The sequence below is a fragment of the Peteryoungia desertarenae genome (genome assembly GCF_005860795.2).
GTDB classification, from domain to species: domain Bacteria; phylum Pseudomonadota; class Alphaproteobacteria; order Rhizobiales; family Rhizobiaceae; genus Allorhizobium; species Allorhizobium desertarenae.
Genome location: NZ_CP058350.1, coordinates 3,024,005 through 3,044,831, shown reverse-complemented (window position 1 = coordinate 3,044,831; position 20,827 = coordinate 3,024,005). Strand labels below are relative to the sequence as shown.

The 20,827-nt window shown below is 58.1% G+C and carries 16 protein-coding genes; 10 read left to right on the top strand and 6 right to left on the bottom strand.

The genetic code is table 11. The features are described 5' to 3' along the window. Nucleotides 1-171 precede the first annotated feature (171 nt). On the bottom strand, nt 172-2,511 hold the full coding sequence (locus tag FE840_RS14860) for an NADP-dependent malic enzyme (RefSeq protein ID WP_138286271.1): 2,340 nt from the start codon (nt 2,509-2,511) through the stop codon (nt 172-174). 159 nt (nt 2,512-2,670) lie between these two features. Here FE840_RS14860 and FE840_RS14855 point away from each other — a divergent pair, with 159 nt between their 5' ends. From FE840_RS14855 to FE840_RS14835, 5 genes are all read left to right on the top strand, one after another. Further along, entirely contained in the window at nt 2,671-3,522 is an 852-nt protein-coding gene (locus FE840_RS14855; protein ID WP_246318784.1) for a UDP-2,3-diacylglucosamine diphosphatase, read from the top strand. Between the two features lie 193 nt (nt 3,523-3,715). After that, nucleotides 3,716-4,864, top strand: a complete 1,149-nt coding sequence (locus tag FE840_RS14850; RefSeq protein ID WP_425502134.1) for an ABC transporter permease — start codon at nt 3,716-3,718, stop codon at nt 4,862-4,864. A 9-nt stretch (nt 4,865-4,873) separates the two neighbouring features. Further along, nucleotides 4,874-5,692 (top strand): ABC transporter ATP-binding protein, encoded by an 819-nt coding sequence (locus FE840_RS14845; RefSeq protein WP_138286268.1) that lies wholly within the window; start codon nt 4,874-4,876, stop codon nt 5,690-5,692. A 7-nt stretch (nt 5,693-5,699) separates the two neighbouring features. Further along, nucleotides 5,700-7,070, top strand: a complete 1,371-nt coding sequence (locus FE840_RS14840; protein ID WP_138286267.1) for an MlaD family protein — start codon at nt 5,700-5,702, stop codon at nt 7,068-7,070. A gap of 74 nt (nt 7,071-7,144) precedes the next feature. Next, the gene (locus FE840_RS14835) at nt 7,145-7,741 is read left to right on the top strand and encodes an ABC-type transport auxiliary lipoprotein family protein (protein ID WP_138286724.1); all 597 of its coding nucleotides are present in this window, start codon (nt 7,145-7,147) and stop codon (nt 7,739-7,741) included. Nucleotides 7,742-7,857: 116 nt separating this feature from the next. Here the strand turns inward: FE840_RS14835 and FE840_RS14830 are convergent, their stop codons facing one another. Further along, nucleotides 7,858-13,389 (bottom strand): apolipoprotein A-IV repeat region-like domain-containing protein, encoded by a 5,532-nt coding sequence (locus tag FE840_RS14830; protein ID WP_138286266.1) that lies wholly within the window; start codon nt 13,387-13,389, stop codon nt 7,858-7,860. A gap of 472 nt (nt 13,390-13,861) precedes the next feature. Here FE840_RS14830 and FE840_RS14825 point away from each other — a divergent pair, with 472 nt between their 5' ends. Continuing rightward, entirely contained in the window at nt 13,862-14,233 is a 372-nt protein-coding gene (locus FE840_RS14825) for an Hpt domain-containing protein (protein WP_138286265.1), read from the top strand. A gap of 135 nt (nt 14,234-14,368) precedes the next feature. Beyond that, nucleotides 14,369-14,689 (top strand): 2Fe-2S iron-sulfur cluster-binding protein, encoded by a 321-nt coding sequence (locus FE840_RS14820; RefSeq protein ID WP_138286264.1) that lies wholly within the window; start codon nt 14,369-14,371, stop codon nt 14,687-14,689. A gap of 311 nt (nt 14,690-15,000) precedes the next feature. Here the strand turns inward: FE840_RS14820 and FE840_RS14815 are convergent, their stop codons facing one another. Further along, entirely contained in the window at nt 15,001-15,582 is a 582-nt protein-coding gene (locus FE840_RS14815; RefSeq protein WP_246318783.1) for a DUF922 domain-containing Zn-dependent protease, read from the bottom strand. 140 nt (nt 15,583-15,722) lie between these two features. Here FE840_RS14815 and folP point away from each other — a divergent pair, with 140 nt between their 5' ends. The 3 genes from folP to folK are packed head-to-tail and all read left to right on the top strand — an operon-like array spanning nt 15,723 to nt 17,462. Next, nucleotides 15,723-16,583: a dihydropteroate synthase gene (gene folP / locus FE840_RS14810; protein WP_484555954.1), complete on the top strand. Its 861-nt coding sequence runs from the start codon at nt 15,723-15,725 to the stop codon at nt 16,581-16,583. A gap of 5 nt (nt 16,584-16,588) precedes the next feature. Next, nucleotides 16,589-16,957, top strand: coding sequence for a dihydroneopterin aldolase (folB, locus tag FE840_RS14805; protein WP_138286261.1), 369 nt, complete (start codon nt 16,589-16,591; stop codon nt 16,955-16,957). A gap of 58 nt (nt 16,958-17,015) precedes the next feature. Next, nucleotides 17,016-17,462, top strand: coding sequence for a 2-amino-4-hydroxy-6-hydroxymethyldihydropteridine diphosphokinase (gene folK / locus FE840_RS14800; RefSeq protein ID WP_246318916.1), 447 nt, complete (start codon nt 17,016-17,018; stop codon nt 17,460-17,462). Between the two features lie 25 nt (nt 17,463-17,487). On the opposite strand, the gene FE840_RS14795 is transcribed toward folK, so the two are convergent. The 3 genes from FE840_RS14795 to FE840_RS14785 all read right to left on the bottom strand — a co-directional run bounded on the left by FE840_RS14795 (nt 17,488) and on the right by FE840_RS14785 (nt 20,731). Further along, a complete protein-coding gene (locus FE840_RS14795; RefSeq protein WP_138286259.1) occupies nt 17,488-18,042 on the bottom strand; it encodes a hypothetical protein in 555 nt (184 codons plus the stop codon). 128 nt (nt 18,043-18,170) lie between these two features. After that, entirely contained in the window at nt 18,171-19,268 is a 1,098-nt protein-coding gene (locus FE840_RS14790) for a YcjF family protein (RefSeq protein WP_138286258.1), read from the bottom strand. Then, complete coding sequence (locus FE840_RS14785; RefSeq protein ID WP_138286257.1) at nt 19,265-20,731, bottom strand: YcjX family GTP-binding protein; 1,467 nt, start codon at nt 20,729-20,731, stop codon at nt 19,265-19,267. The genes FE840_RS14790 and FE840_RS14785 overlap by 4 nt, the downstream gene beginning before the upstream one ends. Nucleotides 20,732-20,827 lie beyond the last annotated feature (96 nt).

Here is a 20,827-nt window from a genome sequence, read left to right as displayed (position 1 = left end):
CTTTGCGGCTATCTCGCTCAACAGAGTGCCTTGTGCGCTTTTCAACATTGTCGGACAGAAACCGGCGTGCCGCATATCGGTCAATCCGATTTTTCTCAAACCGACTGGCTACCCGCAGCGAAATAGCCAGCCGATGTAACGTTACCTGGATGAGCAGGCTTTCCTAGCGTCTCAGAAGCCTGAACCAACCGTTGGCTGAGATGCCTCCACGACGGCCAGAGCTGCCATATTGACGACACCGCGCGAAGTGACGGACGTCGACAGCACATGAACTGGCAGAGCGGCACCCAGGAGGATTGGGCCGACGTGAAGCGCATCCATCATCGTCCGCATGATTCCCAGCGAGATGTTTGCGGCATCAAGGTTCGGGAAGACCAGGAGATTTGCCTCGCCCTTGAGGGCGCTGTCGGGCATGGCGCGGCGGCGGAGGCTTTCAGACAGGGCCGAGCCGCCCTGCATTTCCCCGTCAACCTCAAGGGTTGGCGCAATGTCCCGGATCAGGCGAAGGGCCTCCCGCATTTTGCTGGCACTTGCCGACGGTCGCGAACCAAAGTTCGAATGAGACAAAAGCGCAGCCTTGGGTTCGATCCCGAAGCGGCGGATTTCCTGTGCGGCCAGCACGGTCATCTCTGCAAGCTCGGTAGCGTCCGGGTCATCGGTCACAAACGTGTCCGTGAAGAATATGGCGCCACGCTGGGAAATCAGCAGGCTGAGAGCCGAGAAATCCCGGACACCTGGTCGTTTCCCAATGATCTGGCGCACGTCCCGCAGATGCCGGTCGAAACGACCTTCGACGCCGCAAATCAATGCGTCCGCCTCGCCACGCTTCACCGCCAGCGCGCCAATCACCGTTGTGTTGGTTCGCACGATGGTTTTGGCTGCTTCCGGGTTTATGCCGGCGCGACCAACGAGGGAGAAATAGTCCTCCACATATTCGCGGTAACGCGGATCGTCTTCGGGATTTACCAGCTCGAAATCGGTGCCCGGACGAATGCGCAGACCATACCGCTTGAGGCGCGTTTCGATAATCTGTGGACGACCGATCAGTATCGGCTCGCCGATGCCATCCTCCAGCAGAACCTGGGCAGCGCGCAGGACGCGCTCGTCTTCGCCTTCCGAAAAGATCACGCGCTTTTTGGCAGCCGTCTTCGCTGCGGCAAAGATCGGCTTCATCACAAAGCCCGAACGGAAAACGAAGCGGTTCAGGGTGTCGAGATAATGATCGTAATCGGTGATGGGACGACGGGCGACCCCGCTGTCGGCTGCCGCTTTTGCCACCGCCGGCGCTATACGCAGGATCAGACGCGGATCGAAGGGCGAAGGTATGAGGTAATCCGGTCCAAAGGTCGGCGTCTCGCCAGTATAGGCCTTGGCGGCGACTTCCGAGACTTCCTCGCGTGCCAGTGCTGCAATTGCACGGACTGCCGCCATCTTCATCTCTTCGTTGATGGTGGTGGCGCCACAGTCCAGCGCGCCCCGGAAGATATAGGGGAAGCAGAGGACGTTGTTGACCTGGTTGGGGAAGTCCGAACGACCGGTGCAGATCATGGCGTCCGGGCGCGCCGCACGCGCCTCTTCCGGCATGATTTCCGGCTTGGGATTGGCAAGCGCCATGATCAGCGGCTTGGGCGCCATGCGGGCGAGCAGTTCCGGCTTCAGGACGCCGGCGGCCGAGAGGCCGAGGAAGACGTCGGCATCGTCGATGCTTTCGGAGAGCGCGCGCTTGTCGGTTTCCTGAGCGTAGACTTCCTTCCAAGGGTCCATCAGCTCGTTACGACCCTTGTAGACGAGACCCTCGATGTCGTGCACCCAGATGTTTTGGCGCTTTGCGCCGAGGATGACGAGCAGGTTGAGGCAGGCAAGTGCGGCTGCGCCGGCACCCGAGGCAACGATCTTGACATCTTCGATGTTCTTGCCGGCGAGCTCCAGGCCATTCAAAATGGCCGCTGCAACGATGATCGCCGTTCCGTGCTGGTCATCGTGAAAAACCGGGATGTTCATCTTTTCGCGAAGCTGATCCTCAACCTGAAAACATTCCGGTGCCTTGATGTCTTCAAGGTTGATGCCGCCGAATGTGGGCTCGAGCGCCGAGATGGTCGAGACCATTTCATCGACTGTCGGCGCGTCGATTTCGATGTCAAACACGTCGATTCCGGCAAACTTCTTGAACAGAACGGCCTTGCCTTCCATGACCGGCTTAGACGCAAGCGGTCCAATATTGCCAAGTCCAAGGACCGCCGTGCCATTCGAAATCACGGCAACCAGATTACCCCTGGCCGTGTAGTCAGCAGCCGTTTCCGGTTCGTCGCGGATCGCAAGGCAGGGGGCTGCAACACCGGGTGAATAGGCCAGGGCCAGATCTCGCTGGTTGCCGAGCGGTTTTGTCGCCTGAATCTCGAGTTTTCCAGGTCTTGGGTAGCGATGGTAGAACAGCGCCTGTTCATCAAGATCCGCTTTGGCGTTTTCGGGAAGGTTTTCGGGCTGCTGCTTCGTCTTGTCTTGCGAATCCATCGGCTCCACCGGCTTGTGTGTCTTGAATCGAGGTGTTGCCTTCTCAATACACGAAACGGGCGCTGTTGGTAGACGGAAGTCGCATGTAACGGCGATGTCATCATCTTGAAACACGAGTCTGATTAAGCGCATGCAAACAGTATGGATGAGGACTTAAACGTGGATCAGACAGTCGAGCCCCGCCATTTCAGGACCCTTTTCATTTCGGATGTTCATCTGGGCTCCAAGGCTGCCAAGACAGATTTTCTTCTGGATTTCCTGAAGCATCACGAAGCCGACACGATTGTTCTGGTGGGTGATATCGTTGATGGCTGGCGATTGAAACGGAGCTGGTATTGGCCGCAGGACTGCAACGACGTCGTCCAGAAGCTCTTGCGCAAAGCGCGTAAGGGGGCCCGGATCATTTATATTCCGGGTAACCACGACGAGTTCATGCGGGATTTTCCTGGCATCCATTTCGGCGGAATAGAGGTGGCAGATCGTATCATCCACGAGGCGGCCGACGGGAAACGCTATCTGGTCCTCCACGGCGACGAGTTTGATGTTGTCGTTCGAAATGCCCGTCTTCTCGCCTACCTGGGAGACTGGGCCTATGACATGGCGATCCGGATCAACGTTGCCCTTGCCGCAATTCGCCGACGTCTTGGTATGCCTTACTGGTCGTTTTCCGCCTGGGCAAAACTGCAGGTCAAGCACGCCGTCAATTTCATCGGTGAATTTCAAAAGGTTGTTGCGGAAGAAGCGCGTCGACATGAGGTCGATGGCGTTATTTGTGGCCACATTCACCACGCAGTGATCGAAGAAATCGACGGTGTTCGCTATATCAATACCGGCGACTGGGTTGAGAGTTGTACGGCGGTTGTCGAGCATACGGATGGCCGCCTGGAACTCCTTTCCTGGGGTCAAAGCGTCAATAAACCGATTGCGCTTGCGGCCTCTACCAGTGTGCCGGTTCTGGCTTTGCCCGGCGTGAGCGATGCTGTCACAGCCAAGGGTAGGCAAGCTGCCTGAGCGGCAAACTTCCGCCAGAAGCTTCAGAATTCGTTGCCATGGTGCATCGGCGCGTGTTTTCTGCGGATGGATCGGAACTAATGAGCCGTTAAGGATTTCATACCAAGGCATGATCGCTATAGTACAAAGCTTCTGATTGTTAGTCGCTGACCCGCGATGAACTGGTCGGCGTGGTTGCGGAAGTTGAGTGTCCTTGGATTCGCTTACTCTCACCAATGCAAATATCGAACTGGTCGAACGCCCCGAAGGAGGACGGATCGTCCGGCTTTCCGGTGCATGGCGGAACAACAGTCTGGCAGATGTTCTGCCGTCTGTGACGACACTTGCCGACGAAACGAGCTCGGGCGACCTGATTGTCGATCTATCTGCTGTGACCGTGATGGATACGTCGGGTGCCTGGCTCATCCGGCGGGTGATCACGAGCCATCAGGAGGTGGGTCGTCAGGTTCAGCTGAGCGGTGGCAGGCCGCAGGTTGTCGAATTGATCGAAGCGCTTCCTGTGAAGGTTCAGCCGCCATCCAAGGCGACCGATAATCGCAGTCTTTTCGTCCGCATCTTTGACCCTCTGGGTCGGCTGACTGTCAGCATGTGGGACGATATCGTTGCAATGATGTATGTTCTCGGCTCGGCAGTCAGGGGCGCGCAGACGAAGTCGGGACGCAGCAGCGGCATTTCGGTCGCTTCGGTCGTGAACCAGCTCGATCACATGGGGGTGAGGGCGGTCCCGATCATAGTGCTCATGTCTTTCCTGATCGGAGCGATTATCGCTCAGCAGGGGGCATTTCAGCTTCGATACTTCGGGGCCGAGATTTTTGTCGTGGATCTGGTTGGTATCCTCCAGCTGCGCGAGATCGGCGTCTTGCTCACTGCCATCATGATCGCGGGCCGTTCGGGCAGCGCCATCACCGCCGAAATCGGCTCGATGAAGATGCGCGAGGAGATCGATGCCCTGAAGGTCATCGGTCTTAATCCGATCGGTGTCCTTATCTTTCCAAGGCTGGTCGCGCTTACGATTGCATTGCCGCTCCTGACCATTGTCGCCAATTTTGCAGCACTTTATGGTGCGGCGGTGGTCGCCTGGGCTTATTCCGGCATTACATTTGATGTGTTTTTGCAAAGACTCCACGGGGCGGTTGATTACTCCACGCTGGCGTCCGGCATGATCAAGGCACCGTTCATGGCCTTGATTATCGGTATTGTATCGGCGGTTGAGGGTATGAAAGTTGGCGGTAGCGCCGAATCGCTTGGTCGGCACGTGACCGCCTCCGTGGTGAAGTCGATCTTCGTCGTGATCCTGGTCGACGGCCTTTTTGCCATGTTCTATGCAGCGATCGACTTCTGAGGGCGGGTGATGATTTCAGAGAACACCCATTCATCAGAAAAGCGAGAAAAGGTCCTGTCCGTTCGGGGACTGACCGTGGGATTCGGTGACAAGGTCGTTCTCGACAAGCTTGACCTCGATATCTACCGCGGAGAGATCCTTGGCTTTGTTGGCGCCTCAGGTGCCGGGAAGTCGGTTCTGATGCGGACGGCTCTGCGCCTGCTGCCACGACGGGCCGGAACCATTGAAATTCTCGGAGCGGACTATGACAAGGCAACGGATGCCGAGCGCGTCATGCTCGACACCCGCCTCGGCGTTCTCTTCCAGCATGGTGCGCTTTTCTCATCGCTGACGGTCAAGGAAAACATACAGCTTCCGATGCGAGAATATCTTGACCTACCCCAGTGGCTGATGGATGAACTCGCCTTCATGAAACTTGATCTTGTCGGGTTGAAGCCGGACGCTGCAGACAAGTATCCGTCCGAACTCTCAGGGGGCATGATCAAGCGCGCAGCGCTTGCCAGAGCGCTGTCTCTTGATCCGGATCTCGTCTTCCTGGATGAGCCTACATCGGGTCTTGATCCAATCGGAGCCGCCGAGTTCGACGAATTGATTGCTCAATTGCGCGACACACTGGGCCTGACGGTCTATATGGTAACCCATGATCTCGATAGCCTCTTCTCCGTTTGCGACCGGATCGCCGTTCTTGGGCAAAAGCGTGTGCTGGTGGAGGGGACACTCGAAGACATGCTGGTGTTTGATGACCCCTGGGTCCAATCCTATTTCCGGGGCAAGCGCGCCCGTTCCATTCCCCACCCGGCTGTTGTCGGCAAACCATCGGTAGAGTGACTGCGATATGGAGACCAAAGCCAATTACGCCATTGTCGGTTTCTTCACGATGCTCGTCATCGCGGCCGCCTTTGGCTTCGTTTATTGGATGGCCGAATATGGACGGGGTGGAGAAACTGCACCGCTGGCGATCCGGATTCCAGGCTCAGCCAATGGTCTCAGTATCGGTTCTCCCGTGAGCTTTAATGGGATTGCCGTCGGTTCCGTTCGTCAGCTTTACATCGACAGCGACGATCCCGAATTTTCGGTCGCCATCACGGAAGTCAGAATAGATGCACCGGTGACCAGCAATACCAAGGCCGTTCTTGAGATCCAGGGTCTGACCGGCGCCGCCTATATCGAGCTTTCCGGGGGTGCTGCCGGTGGTGTGAACATTCTCAGGCGAGCGCTGGAGACCGGCGAGCCTGCGGTCATTGTCGCCGAGCAATCCAGCGTGACCAATCTATTGTCCACTGCTGACAAGATCCTCCAACGGGCTGACGACGCCATCGCCGATCTTCAAGGTTTCGTTGCCGATGCTCGTGCGCCTCTGACCAATACCGTGCGAAATGCAGAAGCGTTCTCAAAGTCGCTTGCCGATAATGCGGAGGGCATTGATCAGTTTCTCAAGAGCGTCAGTGCCCTGTCGGATACGATTGCTGGTCTTTCAGGTCGGCTGGATACGACACTTGCGGCTGCAGAGGGTCTGTTCGAGACGCTCAACTCGGACAAGATCGATCAGATTCTGACCAACACTGAACGTGCCACAGCCAGCTTTGCCGATGCGTCGGAAAGAATCGGTCCGGCAATCGACAGCTTCCAGCGAACGGCCGAGACCTTCGAGCGCTTCGGAAACAGTGCCGATCAGACCTTGCAGAAAGTGACGCAGCTTGTCGATGCCGTCGATAGCAACAAGGTGGGGCAGGTGGTGGATGATGTTTCCGCTGCATCCGCCGATGCAAGGGTTGCGATCTCTGGCCTGCGGGATCTGTCTGCAGGTGTCGTCGAGCGGCGCGAAGACATCGACAGGGCCATTGACGATTTCGTCCAGCTGGCTGAGCGGTTGAACAATGCCTCCCGGCAGGTCGATGGCATCCTGGAGAAAGTCGACAGCTTCCTGGGATCTGGCGAGGCCGATTCCCTCAGTGCCGAAGCCCGACGGACTCTTGAGTCCATCCGCCTTGCGGCGGACAATCTGAATTCGCGGATCGGGCCCATTGCTGACAATCTTCAACGGTTCTCAAGTGGTGGGCTGAGGGATATTCAGACCCTGGTGGATGACACGCGTCAGACTGTTCGCGGTCTTAATGATGCAATCAACAACTTCGACCGTGATCCGCAGAGGCTTCTGTTTGGCGGCGATCAGGTCAAGGAATTTGACGGTCGGACACGGCGCTGATCGCGAGTTCGGGAAAGGCTACACGCATGCAGATGACGATGAAGAACGGATCATCACCCGCGGCCCAGATCGGGATGTCGCGCGGCAAGAGAATGCTTGCCTTCGGCGTCTTGCCGGTGCTTCTTGTCGGCCTGTCAAGCTGCGGAACCTCGACTCCGCCCGATACATTTGATCTCTCGGCCATTTCGACGGTCGAAACCTCTGCCTCGGCAAGAAACAGACAGTTGCTGATCGCCAATCCAACCGCTCTCAAGGCGCTGGACAGCGATCAGGTCCTGGTGCGGGTTTCGCCCTCAGAGATCCAGTATCTCTCGAATTCCCAATGGAGCGACCGCCTGACATTGATGGTGCAGTCCAAACTCGTCCAGGCCTTCGAGGATACCGAAAGGCTCGGTGGCGTGGGCATACCGGGACAGGGTCTGGCGATCGATTATCAGCTGATCACTGATATCCGGGCCTTCGAGATCCTGACAGTGGGTGGCGATCAGGCAGTTGTCGAGATTTCGGTCAAACTGCTGAATGACCGCAATGGCACCGTTCGTGCCCAGCGGAGCTTCAGAGCGACGGCGCCGGCTCGTGGGGCCGCGAACGAGGCCTATATCCAGGCCATGGACCGCGCATTTGGCGAGGTAACCCGGGACATCGTTTCCTGGGCGCTGACCATCATGTGATGCTGGAGAGGCGAGCTGAAAACAGCGGCGCTGACAGAAACTGATTGGTCCCAATAAAAAAGCCGGATCTCGTTTTTTAGATCCGGCTTTTCCTTTGCGTCTATTGATATCGAGGATCAGCTGAAGCGACCGGCCGCATGGGCCAGCATGGTGTAGACCTTGCCGGTGTCCGAGGTCAGGTAGGACTGGGTCACGGTCTTGTCGCGATCGGTACGCGCGACATCGCCCAGCAGCTTTTCAAAGTCTGCAATATAGCGGTCGACAGCGACGCGGAACTCCGGTTCGCGGTCATACTTGCGCTTGATCTCGTCGAAAGTCTGCTGACCCTTCAGCGTGTAGAGACGACGTGTAAAGACGTCGCGCTCGCCCCGCTGGTAGCGCCGCCACAGCTCGACAGACGCGTCGTGGTCGATGGCACGGGCAATATCCACGGAGAGCGAGTTCAGCGATTCGACCATATGGCGTGGATTGCGACTATCCGATGGTCTGGCGTTGACTTGAGGTTCCGGGGCGCGTGGCGGCACTGCGCGACCGGCCATCGCACTTTCCGCCGCTTCATCACGCGAGGCTCCACGCAGCAGGTCGCTGATCCAGCCACCCCCTTCGGCGCGTGCCGGCGGCTGCTGGCCCGTCGGGTAGCTGTCACCCAAAGTCAGGCTGCCCCGCAATTCCATCGGGTCAGTTACACGACCCGGAGCCGGAACTGAGGGCAGGGGAGCTGGATCGGGCGCCCGGCGCGGAGTTTCCGCTGGCTTCGAGGCCGCGACTGGACGGGATACTTCAAGGTTCTGGCTGGTGCGACCCACGAGCTGCTGGAGATCCTGCAGTGCCTTGATCTGCTCGGCGACGGCGCGACGCATTGCCGTTGCGCTTTCCTTGGCTTCTTCCGGAAGGTCAAACGCACCGCGCTTCAATTCGCTACGGGTGTCGTCCAGTTCCTTGCGGATATCCTGGGCCGAGCGGCGTATCTCGTCTGTTGCGCCGGCAAAGCGCGTGACGGCATCCTCAACCGCCTGGCGCATGGCTTCACGCAACTGGTCTGCGGCACCCTCTGAACGGCGGCTGGCTTCGCCCAGCAGGCGATCGATATCGGACATTGAGATCGCAAGTCCGCCGCGCAAGCGATTGGCAAGTTCGACAGAGCGCTTTTCGGCTTCCGACAAGGTCTTGTCGATCGATTGCTGCGCTTCCTGCTCTGCAGACAGCAGAGCGTTGCGCATGGTGTTCGCCGTAATCTGGGCCTTCTTCTCGGTGTCCGAAAGGATGGCGCCGATGTCGGTAAAGGAGGCTTGCACGTTCTGACGCAGGCTGCCTGCCATTGCGTTCGAACGCTGTTCTGCCCGCTCGAATGCCGTTTCCACCATCATGCCGAGACCCTGCATCGTCTTTTCGATCTCTTCCGAACGCTTGACCAGGCCGACCGAGAGGTCGCGCAAGGCCTTCTGGCGCTCTTCGAGGGTGCCCACGAGGTTGGATTGAGCGGCTGATAGAAGTTCGGATGCCTTGCCGAGTACCTTGGTGTGATCGCCGAAGCGGCCCACAATCGAGGAAATCTGACCAAGAGTTTCGCCTGAAACCGCGGTCAGCCGTTCCAACTGACCTTCGAGCAGACGGTTCGATGTCGACAGCATATCACCGGCCTGGTTTGCCGTTTCAGAGAAACGGTCAACAGTCGCGCCAAGGCGTTGGTCAATCGCGTCAATGCTGGTGACAGCCTGCTCGACCACCGAAGACAGGCCCTGGTTGCTTTCACCAAGACGCGTGATCAGGCGTGATGCATTGGCAACAATCGTGCTTTCCGCAGCGCCGAGCGTTGCTGCTGCGCGGTCGGCACGCTCCTGAATGGCGTCAACCACGGCAGCATTCTCACGACGCAAACGCTCTGCGCTCTGTTCGGCTGCCGATGCAATCTGTTCGGCAGCGGTACGACCGGTCTCGGCATAGCTCTCGACGATCGGTGCTGCCTTTTCATCGATGAGACGAGACAGTTCAGCCGAGCGGCTCGACAGCATGGAGTTCAGCTCCCGTGTGCGATCATCCAGAACCGAGCGGATAGAGTTGCCACGGGCTTCAAGTGCCTTTTCCGCTGCCGACATGGTTTCGGCAAGTTCCTGTGTGTTTCCACTGATTGCCTGCCGAATTGCGGAAGCCCGGGCTTCCAGCATGTCACCTGCCTGATTGACCGTGCCGGACAGTTCGGAGATTTGCTTCCCGACCAGTGCTTCGGCCTCTGCGACCTTTTTGGCGATCACATTGCCGGCTTCTGAGAAGGTCTGCGCGACGGTCGCGGCCTGTCCCGCCAGACGGTTCTGTGTTTCAAAGACGCGACGTGCCAGGTCTTCGGAGCGTTCCTCGACCGTCTTGCTGAGCTCTTCGCTGCGTTCGCTGATGCGCTGGGCGAAGACTTCGCTGGTCTCGGACAGGCGGCTAACCGAGCGCTGTGCTTCTTCGTCAAGATCGCGCGCTGCTTCGCTGACTGCGCCGCGCAGGGCGGCTGCGAGACCAGCGGCCTTGCCTTCAATCGTCCGATTGACGTTTTCAAGGCCGATGTTCAGCGCACGATCCATGGTGGCCAAACGCTCATCAACGATAGCCGTACGCTCATCAAAGGTTTCTGCGATCTTGCCGGTGCCCTGTTCCAGAACCCTGGCAACCTTCTCAGACGCTTCGTTGCCGACACGTTCGATGTCACCAACCTTCTCGGCAAGCCGGTTCGCAAATTTCTCGCCGGCGTCGCCAACACGGGCGTCGACACCGTCCAGACCATTGCGGATCCGATCTTCAAGCGTGCCAAGGCTGCTTTCGATACGGGTGCTCGTTTCGTCGAGGCGGCTGGTCATGCCGCTGACCGATTGCTCCACTCGACCCGAAAAGTCCTGTGCCGAACGGGTGATATCCGAGGCGGCGTTTCCGAGTTGCTCGGTGAGCGCACCAGCGGTACCGCGGAGCCGCTCATCGAGGTTATGGCTGGATTGATCGATCGCGTTGCGGATCGCTTCTTCGCGTTCTTCGAGCCCCATCTCCAGCATGCTCGTGCTGGCGGCGATGGTGGCGCCGATGGACGTCGTGTGGTCGAGCAGGCTCTGATCAAGGAGATCCCGTGCTTCGTTGAGAGAGCTCGTAACGGATTGCGTTCCCTGTTCCAGGGTTGCGCGAAGGCGCTGCTGGCTTTCATCAAAACGATTGTCGAAGTCCGTCAATCGTGTGTCGATCTCGGTGACACCTCTTTGCAGGCTATCGGCGATACGACCCGATTTCTCGCCGATGGCCTGCTCCAGCTTGACGGCTGCGTCGTCGAGCGTGCTGGCGAGGCTGGCGGTATGATGTGCCAGAGACTGGTCGAGGCGTTCATCAAGGGTAGACCGCAAGCGATCATGATTCTCAACGAGACGGCTGTCGAAATCGGTGAGGCGGGTGTCGATGTCGGAAATTCCGCGGGAGAGGCTTTCTGCGATCCGTCCCGAGTTTTCGCCGAGGCTTTTTTCAAGCGAACCTGCAGCGTCTTCGAGCGTCGATGCAAGATAGCTGGAATGGCTGGCGAGCGAGAAGTCCAGACGTTCCTGGTTCTCGTTGTATGCCTCACGGATGGCTTCAGCCTTGTCTGCGAAAGCTGCGTCGATCCGGCGATCTGCATCTGCCACCGTCTCGATGATCTGGCTCGCTCGCTGAGAAATGCTCTCATTGAGGTTCCGCTCTCCATCGGAGAGGGTGCCCGCAATTTCTTGGGTCTTCTGCTCAAGCGCTTCGGCTAACCGCTCTTGAGCGCCCGAAAGAGCGTTGACAATTGTCTCTGCACGCGAGGAAAGCGTTTCCTCGAACCGGGACTGATTGTCCGTCAGGGCGGTGTAAAGCGCTCCGCCGCGCTCTTCCATGACGGCATCGATCCGCTGCTGCGCGCGTTCTAGACTTTCCGTCAGTGCATTTGCGCGTGCAGACATCGCATCGGCAATTTCCTGAGCGCGACCAGCCATGGCACTATCGAGCAGTTCCTGCCCGGTGCCCAGTGTCGTTGCAAGAGCGAAAGACTGATCGGTCAGAGCCGCACCAAGGCGATCAATGCTGGATGTCAGGATCCCGTCGATGGCTTCAGAGCCGCCCGAAACCGTTTCGTTGATCCGCGACAGGCTTTCCATCAGCTTGCTGTCGAGTGAGCCGGCCCTCTGGTCGAAGGCGGAGGCAAATTCGGCAACACGCTCATCGAAGGTCGCATTCAATTGACCGATTGTTGCCTGAAGCCTGTCCTCGAAAAGACCAGAGCGAATGTCGAGATCAACCACGGCGTCATCTGCTGCCGACTGCAGCGACTGACGGAATGTCTGGCCACGCTCATCCAGCGTATTGTTGAGCTTGCTGAGGACGCTGTCGAGCGACGTGGTGATCGTTGATTCGCCCGTCTTCAGGCTGTCTGCGATCTCGCGGGTCCTTTCAACCAGCGTTTCGTTCAGCTGACGGGCGCGCTCGTTCAGCGCCGCGTTGAGCTTCTCGGTGTTGGCATCCAGTGTGGATGCACGGGTCTCGAATTCGCCGAGCAGTTCGCGACCGCGTTCGCCAAGAGTGGTCGAGAGGTTCCTGAGCTGCTGATCGAATTCGCCGCTCAGGGTCATGCCGGAGGCGGTCAGCGTCTGAACCATGCTTTCGGTCTTGGCTGTCAGCAGGCTGCCAAGTGCAGTCGCTGCCTGATCGGATTTTTCCATCAGGGCGGCTGCGCGCGTGTCGATCAGAGACGCGAAAGCCTCGCCGGAGGTTGCGAGGCGTACGGCAATCTCTTCAGTTGCGAGCGACAATTCTTCTTTCAGCTGCTCATGGGCGCCCACGATGGAGCTGCGAATACGCTCGGCATGGTTGACGATCGCATCGCGTTCGGAGCCCAGTTCCTGCACAAGTCCGCGTACACGCAATTCGTTATCGGTGTAGCTTCGTTCAAGCGCGGTGACTTCAGAGTGAACCAGAGCTTCAAGTTCAGTCGCCCGTGCAATCGTCCGTTCGATGCCTTCATTCATCGCAGAGACTTCGCGCCGAACGGCCTGACCGACCGTCATGATCCGTTCGGTAGCGATGGTCTCCGGCTCTGAAAGACGCAATGCCACTTCGGCCATCGAGCGCGCTGCATGACGCAGGTCATGAGCACGCGCCATCATAATCGCAAAGGCAAAGAAAAGCATGATCGGTACAAGCGTACCGACGAAGATGCCGACTATGCCCGGCATGGAAATGATGTCGGCGATCGAGGAAGCCTGCCAGATTGCCGCTCCATAAAGAACCTGGGCCAAGCCAACGGCACCCAGTATCCAGAACAGCGATATGATCAACGCGTTGCGGACCGCATACTTCAGCGACCCGCTTTCAATCGATTTCATGATGGCCGCCGGACTGCGACGCGAGGCGTCATTTGCAGGTGCCAGATTGGGTGAGCGCAGCGATGGCTCCGCCAGGGGCTCTGTTCCACGGGGGGCCTGACGTGCCGCCGATTTCTTGGGCGCGGAAGCTCGCTGCTTGCTGGTATCTGACACTATGGCCTCCGCTCCGCGTGACGCGGATCTGGAATCGGTGCTCTCAGGCACATCCTCATCGTCGAAATCGATGCTCAAGGCCGCCTCGAGAGCCTGGAAAGCATTCTCATCAATCGAGTCGGTTTTCTTGTTCGCCATAAGGTTACGCCTCGTTACCGCCTACTCACGGCCACTCGTCTCAATTTCGTAAGCCGCCCGCTACGAAATCTCGACCTTCACTCTTACATTTGGGATTTCCACCATCGCCACGCCAGTGGGAACCCCGTACAAAATCCGGAGCGAGACAACACCATCCAATCGTGTTGCGGTGTTTTTATCACCGACCCGCCTCCGGGAAAAGAATATCATTCTTGACCCGGACCAGTCGTATCGTAGTGACACATCCATGGCGTGGTTACAATTAAAGTGCGTATGCATCCTTAATGGGCGGTTCGGTTGTTAACAGTATTTAAATGGGGGTTTACGGCCAAAAACGCTGCTGTGGCGGTAATTTAGCGGATGTTAACCATAGTTAAAGAATTTCTGCCAGCCCGGTGCCCAACTTAACGGAGTCTGGAGCAGATTGCGCGCAATTCTGGCACCAGATCCATTTTGTCTGAGGATAAGTATCATGGCCGTGCGCAGTATCGCATTTGAGGGAACCGTCAGTCTGAATCCGCAAAAGCCGAGCGATCGGCGGCCCATCGATCTTGTTCTGCTCGCCAACAAGACCAAAGGTGACAAGGCCGCAGAAGTGGAACTGCTGCAGCTTTTTGCCCGCCAGGCGCGGGGATGTGTTCATGCCTTCGCGAGTGATGCGTCTCATATCGACACAAAAGCTGCAGTTCGACGGCTTAAGTCTGCTGCCGAGTCCGTCGGGGCGAGCCGCGTTGTGGCTGCGGTTGATGCCATCGATGAAGCAGGAGCTACCGCAGAGACCATGGCGACGGTTGCGGCGGCTGTTCTGGAAGCCGAGCACTTTATTCTCAAGCTTGCGCGTTAACACGTCGAGCACTGCCGGAAGTGATGGGGCGCTATGCCGCGCGGATCCTCGCACGCTTGCTGCCGGGTTGTGTTGACTGCCTCAAGATTTTGTCCGATGTGTTCGCCACTTCGATAAGCTCAAGTGGATGGTGAAATGGCGAATATCAGCTTCATAGCCTTCGATGGCACTCGTTTTGACATCGCAGCGGCAGACGGTTCTACCGTGATGGAGAACGCAGTCCGGAATTCGGTGCCCGGGATTGACGCAGAATGTGGCGGTGCCTGTGCCTGTGCCACCTGTCATGTCTATGTCGACGACGCCTGGACAGAGAAGGTCGGACCTCCTTCTACCATGGAAGAGGACATGCTGGATTTCGCGGTGGATGTGAGGCCGACATCGCGGCTGTCCTGTCAGATCAAGGTAACTTCGGCCCTCGACGGTCTTGTTGTGCACGTGCCAGAGCGCCAGGGCTGAGAGGCCTCCGTTTTTTGGGTTCCCAATACCCAAAAAAGCCCCGCTCTCTTTTGACGGAGGAGCGGGGCAAGGGGGCGCATCGCCGAACCAGGCGAGGGAGGAAGCACCTGTGGCACCAAGACGCGCCGGGAGAACTCGAATTGTGGGGAACGCAACTGTTACGTGATGTCATGACAGTTTTATTTTAGTTTTTTGACAAGTTCTATCGCTAGAATTTGCTGGTTATTCACAGGGCAATTCACAAGGCTCACGCAAGGCTGCCGGTTGGTGCAACTCAGTGGCCTGCTCAAAAATGACAGAAATCAAGTATTTCAGTTTGTGGAGCGACCGCTGCGGTAACGTAGCAAACGAATCATCCGCGCTTCGAAGTTTTTCGCCTCCACTCGGTCGAACTGGATCTGCGCCTTGTCATGTTCGTCCGTGACGCGGTCCGTGGTCTCGGCCACCTTGTCTTGCATGCGCGTACAATCGCGTTCCGGTCGCAATCGCGTCAGGGCGTCTTGTAGCTCCCGTGCATATTGTCGAGCGATTTCGGCATGCCTTTCCTCATGGCGCTTTATGTCGCTGGCCAACGTATCCCATAACAGAGCCATATCAGTGTCTGCGCGCTTTCGATTTGTCCAGCGCGGCAGAATTATCCTTGTGTTGACGGTTACCTGCACGTCTTCGACCCAGCATCTTCTGCCGTCCTCGACATAGGATAAATCACCGCCAAACTGGATGCGGGTTGCGCCGGGGTGGCGCAGTCCCGTGCTGTTGGTCAGAGGGCCTTTGCGGGTGAGTTCGTTGTCGATCTCTTCCGCAGTCCTGCCGCCGATGTTGAAATAGGTGATCGACTTGGTTGCCAACATCTCGGCTTCTGCGGCGGGGATGCCGATGGCTATCATGGCCATACCAAGCCCCAAAGCCGGTAATCGGCGGTATGTTGTCATTCTTGATGTCCGCAATGTTGAATTTGCCGCGTCCTTCGGGCATAGCCAAGTCTGCTCCACTATCGCAGCTTCCCCCAGATCCGTCGAGAGGATAGACCCCCGTGACACACGGCAGACCCAAGAATTGGCGGGTGGCGCATGGCCGTTCCCTCCGGCTCGATCAGGGGGGAGTATTGATGGCCATCATCAATGTCACGCCGGATTCCTTTTCCGATGGCGGCCTTCACAATACGGTGGCGGATGCAGTGGACTTTGCCATGCGATGTGTGGATGAGGGCGCCGGAATACTGGATATCGGCGGGGAATCGACGCGTCCAGGTGCTGCCGAGATCACCTCGAATGAGGAGCTTGCAAGGGTGATCCCCGTCATAGAGGATTTGGCCCGGCGCACGGATGTCCTTATTTCGATCGACACGTATCGTGCATCGACAGCAAGAGCCGCGATCACGGCTGGCGCGCACATCATCAACGATGTTCACGGTCTGCAACGGGAGCCTGAGATCGCCAGGGTTGCGGCAGAAACCGGGGCCGGGCTCTGCATCATGCATACTGGTCGCGGCAGGGAAAAGCTTGCCGATCCGATTGAAGACCAGCGCCATTTTTTCGACCAGTCGCTTGCGATTGCCAAGGCTGCCGGCGCCGCGGAGGAAACCATCATGCTCGATCCGGGTTTCGGCTTTGCCAAGGAAACAACCGAGGAGAATCTCTCGCTGTTGAACCGTTTTTCGGAATTGCATCAGCTCGGTTATCCGCTTCTCGTCGGGACGTCCCGCAAGCGGTTCCTAGGCGCGATTACAGGTCGAGATGCAAAAGACCGGGACGCGGCCACGGCTGCCACGACGGTGGCGTTGAGGCTGAAAGGGGCGAGCGTTTTCCGGGTTCATAATGTCGCGATCAATCGCGATGCCCTGTTGCTAGCCGATGCTATGCTGGCGCAGGAACAGGCGGTACGCCAAGGATAACTGAAATGACGAGTACCTACACGATCACCCTGAAGAACTGTTCCTTTTTTGCCTATCACGGCTTCTATCCGGAAGAGGGCGTGCTCGGGCAGAGATTTTATGTGGACGCAGAATTTGATGTCGCTGCGGCGGTGGCCGCAGAGCGCGATGAACTTGAAGGCACCGTCGATTATGGACTTGCTTTCAAAGTGATCGAAGAAACGGTCCTCAAGGAAAAGCGACGGTTGATCGAAGCCCTTGCGCTGACAATTTCAAAGGCCTTGCTCTCGCGCTTTCCGGAGATTACCCGTGTCAAAATCAACGTTCGCAAACCAAGCGCGCCGATTCAGGGCGTGCTCGATTATGTAGAGGTGACCGTTGAAGACCGCCGCTGACGCTTGGCACACGGCGACACTGGGGCTTGGCGGAAACATCGGTGATCCAGTGGCCTCCATGGCGCGGGCGCTCACGCTCTTGGATCTGCGTGAGGATTGCCGGGTGGCAGAGGTGTCAGGCCTTTATCGGACCCCGCCTTGGGGAATGGTTGATCAGGCCGAGTTTTACAATGCCTGCGCTCTTGTCGAGACACGTCTGTCTCCCCGAGCGCTTTTATCGACCTGCCTTGAGATCGAGCGCGACATGAAGCGGGAGCGCATCGAACGCTGGGGGCCGCGCACGATCGATATCGATATCCTGACATTTGAAGATATTCTGCTCGTTGACGAGCATCTGAAGATCCCCCATCCAAGGATGACGGAACGCGCATTTGTCCTGAAGCCGCTTTCCGATATCGCCGCTGGCCAAGTGGTTCACGGAAAAACGGTTGCCGAATGGCTAGGGCAATCGGATGTGACCGGCATCACGCTCGCAAATGGTAACCGAGGCTGGTGGCGCGCCTGAACGAATGGTCAGGCGCCGAGAATGTCTAATTGCCGGAAGAGAGGTCGGCCTGAGCGCTTGCCTCTCTGTTGAGCTTGAGGCCGATCACCGGGATCAACCTGTCTTCGACCTTCACAGAGATCGTGATGTGCATCGCGTCGTTGTCTTCCAGACGCGCCACCATGGCACCGTTCAATTTGGCGCGGTTGATGCCCATTACGGCGCGGTTGCCCGTCACCTGACCAGATACGATATCGAGACCCTTCCCATCGGCACCATCCAGGAACTTGCCGGTATAGGTGCCAGAGACATTCGAGATGACAGCTGACATGGGCTGGCTGAACATGCCGACGCGGCAGGTGCCGTCAAGTGTCAGGCCCGTATCCCTGCCGCTGGCAGACAGACCGGTCAGATTGCAGGTGAACTTCGTGCCCTTGTATTTGCCGGCGACGATCTCGCCCGGGCCTTTCCAGACACCCGCGACGGAATCGAAGAAACGCTTGTCACGCGGATTGGCCTCCGCAACCGGTGCAGAAGCGAGCACCGCGACGGCGGCAAATATGGATGCGCTGCGGAGATGATGCGAAAGGAAGCGAAACATCGTTTTACCTTGGTACGAGCAACCAGAAACCCGCAAGCAGGGTAGCCTCAAAATGGTTAATGCATCATTTCCTTAACCATAAATCGGGCTTCCGGCAATCGCTGTCGGAAGGCGGTTGGGTATTCGCCCTATGGCCGCTCTGATTTTTCCCGCTCTCCCGGTGTCGCCGAGACCGGCGAGAGGTCGGAGATGAAGTCGCCGATGCTTGGACGCTTGAGCGCACGGAACGGCAAAGGGCGGCAGAGATCCATTGCGGCAATACCGATACGCGCGGTCATCAACCCGTTGACAACACCCTCGCCAAGCCGGGCGGAGAGGCGGGAAGCCAGACCATGACCGAGGAGTTGCTGGGCAAGACTGTCGCCAAGCGCAACCGTGCCCGTGACGGCGAGGTGTGTAACCACATCCCGCAACAGGCGAAGCATGCCAATTTTGCCGGGGCGTCCTCCATAGAGTTCTGCCATGGAGCGGACAAGGCGGACGATTTCGAACAGGACATAGGCGAGATCGAAAACAGCTCTCGGACTGACGGCGGTGACCACAGAGACGCGCTTGGCAGACGACAGAATGAGGCGTCGCGCATTCGTGTCGAGCGCAGACAGCAGTTCGCGTTCAGCAAGCTCGATCAACTGTGGTCCGTCAATAATGTCATCTCGACTCTCCTCCAGCACTTTTCGACCGCGATTGCTTTCAGGTCTCGATGCCAGGAGGGCATCAAGGCGAGACACAATGGCTCTGGCTTTTGCAGGCTGTTTTGTCATCCATGCGTCAACGGAGTCATTCTTGAGCGACTGGACAGCTTGCAGCCGGTAAAGTCCGGCCAGTTCCCTGCCAACTGCAAGCGCCAGCGCGATGACGCCGATCGCAATCATGCTGAGCGCCAGATAACCGAGCCAATCCGCGCGGTTGAAGAGATCGCGAACGAGGCCGTCCAGCCACAGGCCGAGGGCCAGCGAAATCAGGATTCCGAAGGCACCGAAAGCGAGCTTGAGGAAGGAAAAGCGCGATTTCCTGGCGGGCGGCAACGGCAACGGCTCACTGTCGATGGCATCGCGCAGAAAGGGATCCTCGTCGTCCGGCACAAGCACGACGCTTCCATCGGGGAAGCTTTGCGGCGACCGTGCCCTGTCCATTCGGCCTCCATTGCTGTCGACAATCGTTTTCTCAGGTTCAATGGCAAAGGATCCGGGCTTGCGGGATATGTCCGTCGGTTGGTTCTTCTTCATGCGAGACGATCTCCCAACAGGAACTGCAGTGCCCTGTCGAGCCGGATATGGGGCACGGAGAGCTTGATGCCGGCACCACCTTCTTCGAGCGCCGGTGGGCGGAAGCGCACGATGTTGAGGTCAGGCAGGGCCTTGCCATGATCAAGGGCGGAGAAGAAGGTTTCGGGATTTTCCGGAAGATCGCCCGGGAAGACCGCGGTCTTCCGTTCCCCGTCAAACTGCTCACCCGCTATCGTCTCGCCTGCCATGGGAGTGCCGACGATCACCGGCAGATCATGACCGTCTCTGCGCACTCTGGCTTCGCGCGTTGCCCGCACCGAGGCAATTGCCATCACCTCGATCTCGGCTCCGCGCATATCTATGGTCCTGATCGCGCGATCAACCAGGCGGCGGGTCAAGGCCTCGAGCCTGTCATGGCTTTCGTGATGCAGGTGGTCCGCCTTGGTGGCGGCGACCAGTACGCGATCAATGCGACGGCGAAAGAGCGCGGTCAGGATATTGTTGCTGCCGGCACGGAAGCAGGCGAGAACGTCGCCCAAAGCGCGCTCCAGATCCTCAACAGCCTCAGGTCCACGGTTGATTGCCTGGAGCGCATCAACCAGCACGATCTGGCGATCGAGCCGTGCAAAGTGCTCGCGGAAAAAGGGCTTCACGACAACTGTTTTATAGGCTTCGAAACGGCGCTCCATCATCGCAAGGAGTGAACCTTTCGGAGCGTTCAGGTCTTCGGGCGAGGGTAGCGGTGCAAAGGTGAGGGCGGGAGAGCCCTCCAGGTCGCCGGGCATGAGGAAACGTCCTGGCGGGAGTGTTGACAGCGAGCGTTCGTCGGATTTGCAGGCCTTGAGGTAGCTGGTGAAAGCCTCTGCCAGATCCTTTGCAACCATTTCGTCGGCCGGGCCAAGCGGGTCGACCCGCCCGGTCAGGGCAAGCCAGTCTTTGGAGAGTTCTGCTCGGACGCCAGATCCCGCCAAGGTCAGAGTGTTCTCGGAAAACTTGCGATAGGTCTGGTCCAGGAGGGGTAGATCCAGAAGCCATTCGCCCGGATAGTCCACAATATCAATCGAAAGGCGGCCCGGTGACAGCCAGCGGTTCCAGGCACTGGCGCTCTGATACTCGATTGTCAGCCGCAATTCGGAGATGGCACGTGTGGAGTCCGGCCAGATCCTATCACGCACCAGAGCCCGAACATGATCCTCATACTGGAAGCGGGGTACTGCGTCGTCAGGCTGCTCGTCCAGTCGCGTCTGACCGATCCGGCCCGAACGCAAGGGTTCAAGGAGTGGTAGACGGCCACCATGCAGGAGATTATGCACGAGGGAGGAAATGAACACGGTTTTCCCGGCGCGCGAAAGACCTGTCACCCCAAGGCGGATCGTCGGACTGACGAGGGCTGACGCCCTGTCCACGACATTGTCCATCGCGATCGCGGCTTCATCGGTAATGCTTGTCAGGGATGGGGGCAATGGGATCGTCCTGCGGCTCTCTTTTGCGTGATATAGGATGTCCTAACAGGGCGCAAAAGGGTGGGCGCGTCAACGAGCGCGAACCAGCCCACTGAA

Excerpts from the sequence above, each read along its gene's own strand:
- FE840_RS14790 (WP_138286258.1), bottom strand. The coding sequence starts at position 19,268 with ATGAAGAAGAACCAACCGACGGACATATCCCGCAAGCCCGGATCCTTT.
- FE840_RS14815 (WP_246318783.1), bottom strand. The coding sequence starts at position 15,582 with ATGGCCATGATAGCCATCGGCATCCCCGCCGCAGAAGCCGAGATGTTG.
- FE840_RS14860 (WP_138286271.1), bottom strand. The coding sequence starts at position 2,511 with ATGGATTCGCAAGACAAGACGAAGCAGCAGCCCGAAAACCTTCCCGAA.
- FE840_RS14845 (WP_138286268.1), top strand. The coding sequence starts at position 4,874 with ATGATTTCAGAGAACACCCATTCATCAGAAAAGCGAGAAAAGGTCCTG.
- FE840_RS14835 (WP_138286724.1), top strand. The coding sequence starts at position 7,145 with ATGTCGCGCGGCAAGAGAATGCTTGCCTTCGGCGTCTTGCCGGTGCTT.
- FE840_RS14820 (WP_138286264.1), top strand. The coding sequence starts at position 14,369 with ATGGCGAATATCAGCTTCATAGCCTTCGATGGCACTCGTTTTGACATC.
- FE840_RS14840 (WP_138286267.1), top strand. The coding sequence starts at position 5,700 with ATGGAGACCAAAGCCAATTACGCCATTGTCGGTTTCTTCACGATGCTC.
- FE840_RS14830 (WP_138286266.1), bottom strand. The coding sequence starts at position 13,389 with ATGGCGAACAAGAAAACCGACTCGATTGATGAGAATGCTTTCCAGGCT.
- folK (WP_246318916.1), top strand. The coding sequence starts at position 17,016 with ATGGCGCGGGCGCTCACGCTCTTGGATCTGCGTGAGGATTGCCGGGTG.
- FE840_RS14795 (WP_138286259.1), bottom strand. The coding sequence starts at position 18,042 with ATGTTTCGCTTCCTTTCGCATCATCTCCGCAGCGCATCCATATTTGCC.
- FE840_RS14825 (WP_138286265.1), top strand. The coding sequence starts at position 13,862 with ATGGCCGTGCGCAGTATCGCATTTGAGGGAACCGTCAGTCTGAATCCG.
- folB (WP_138286261.1), top strand. The coding sequence starts at position 16,589 with ATGACGAGTACCTACACGATCACCCTGAAGAACTGTTCCTTTTTTGCC.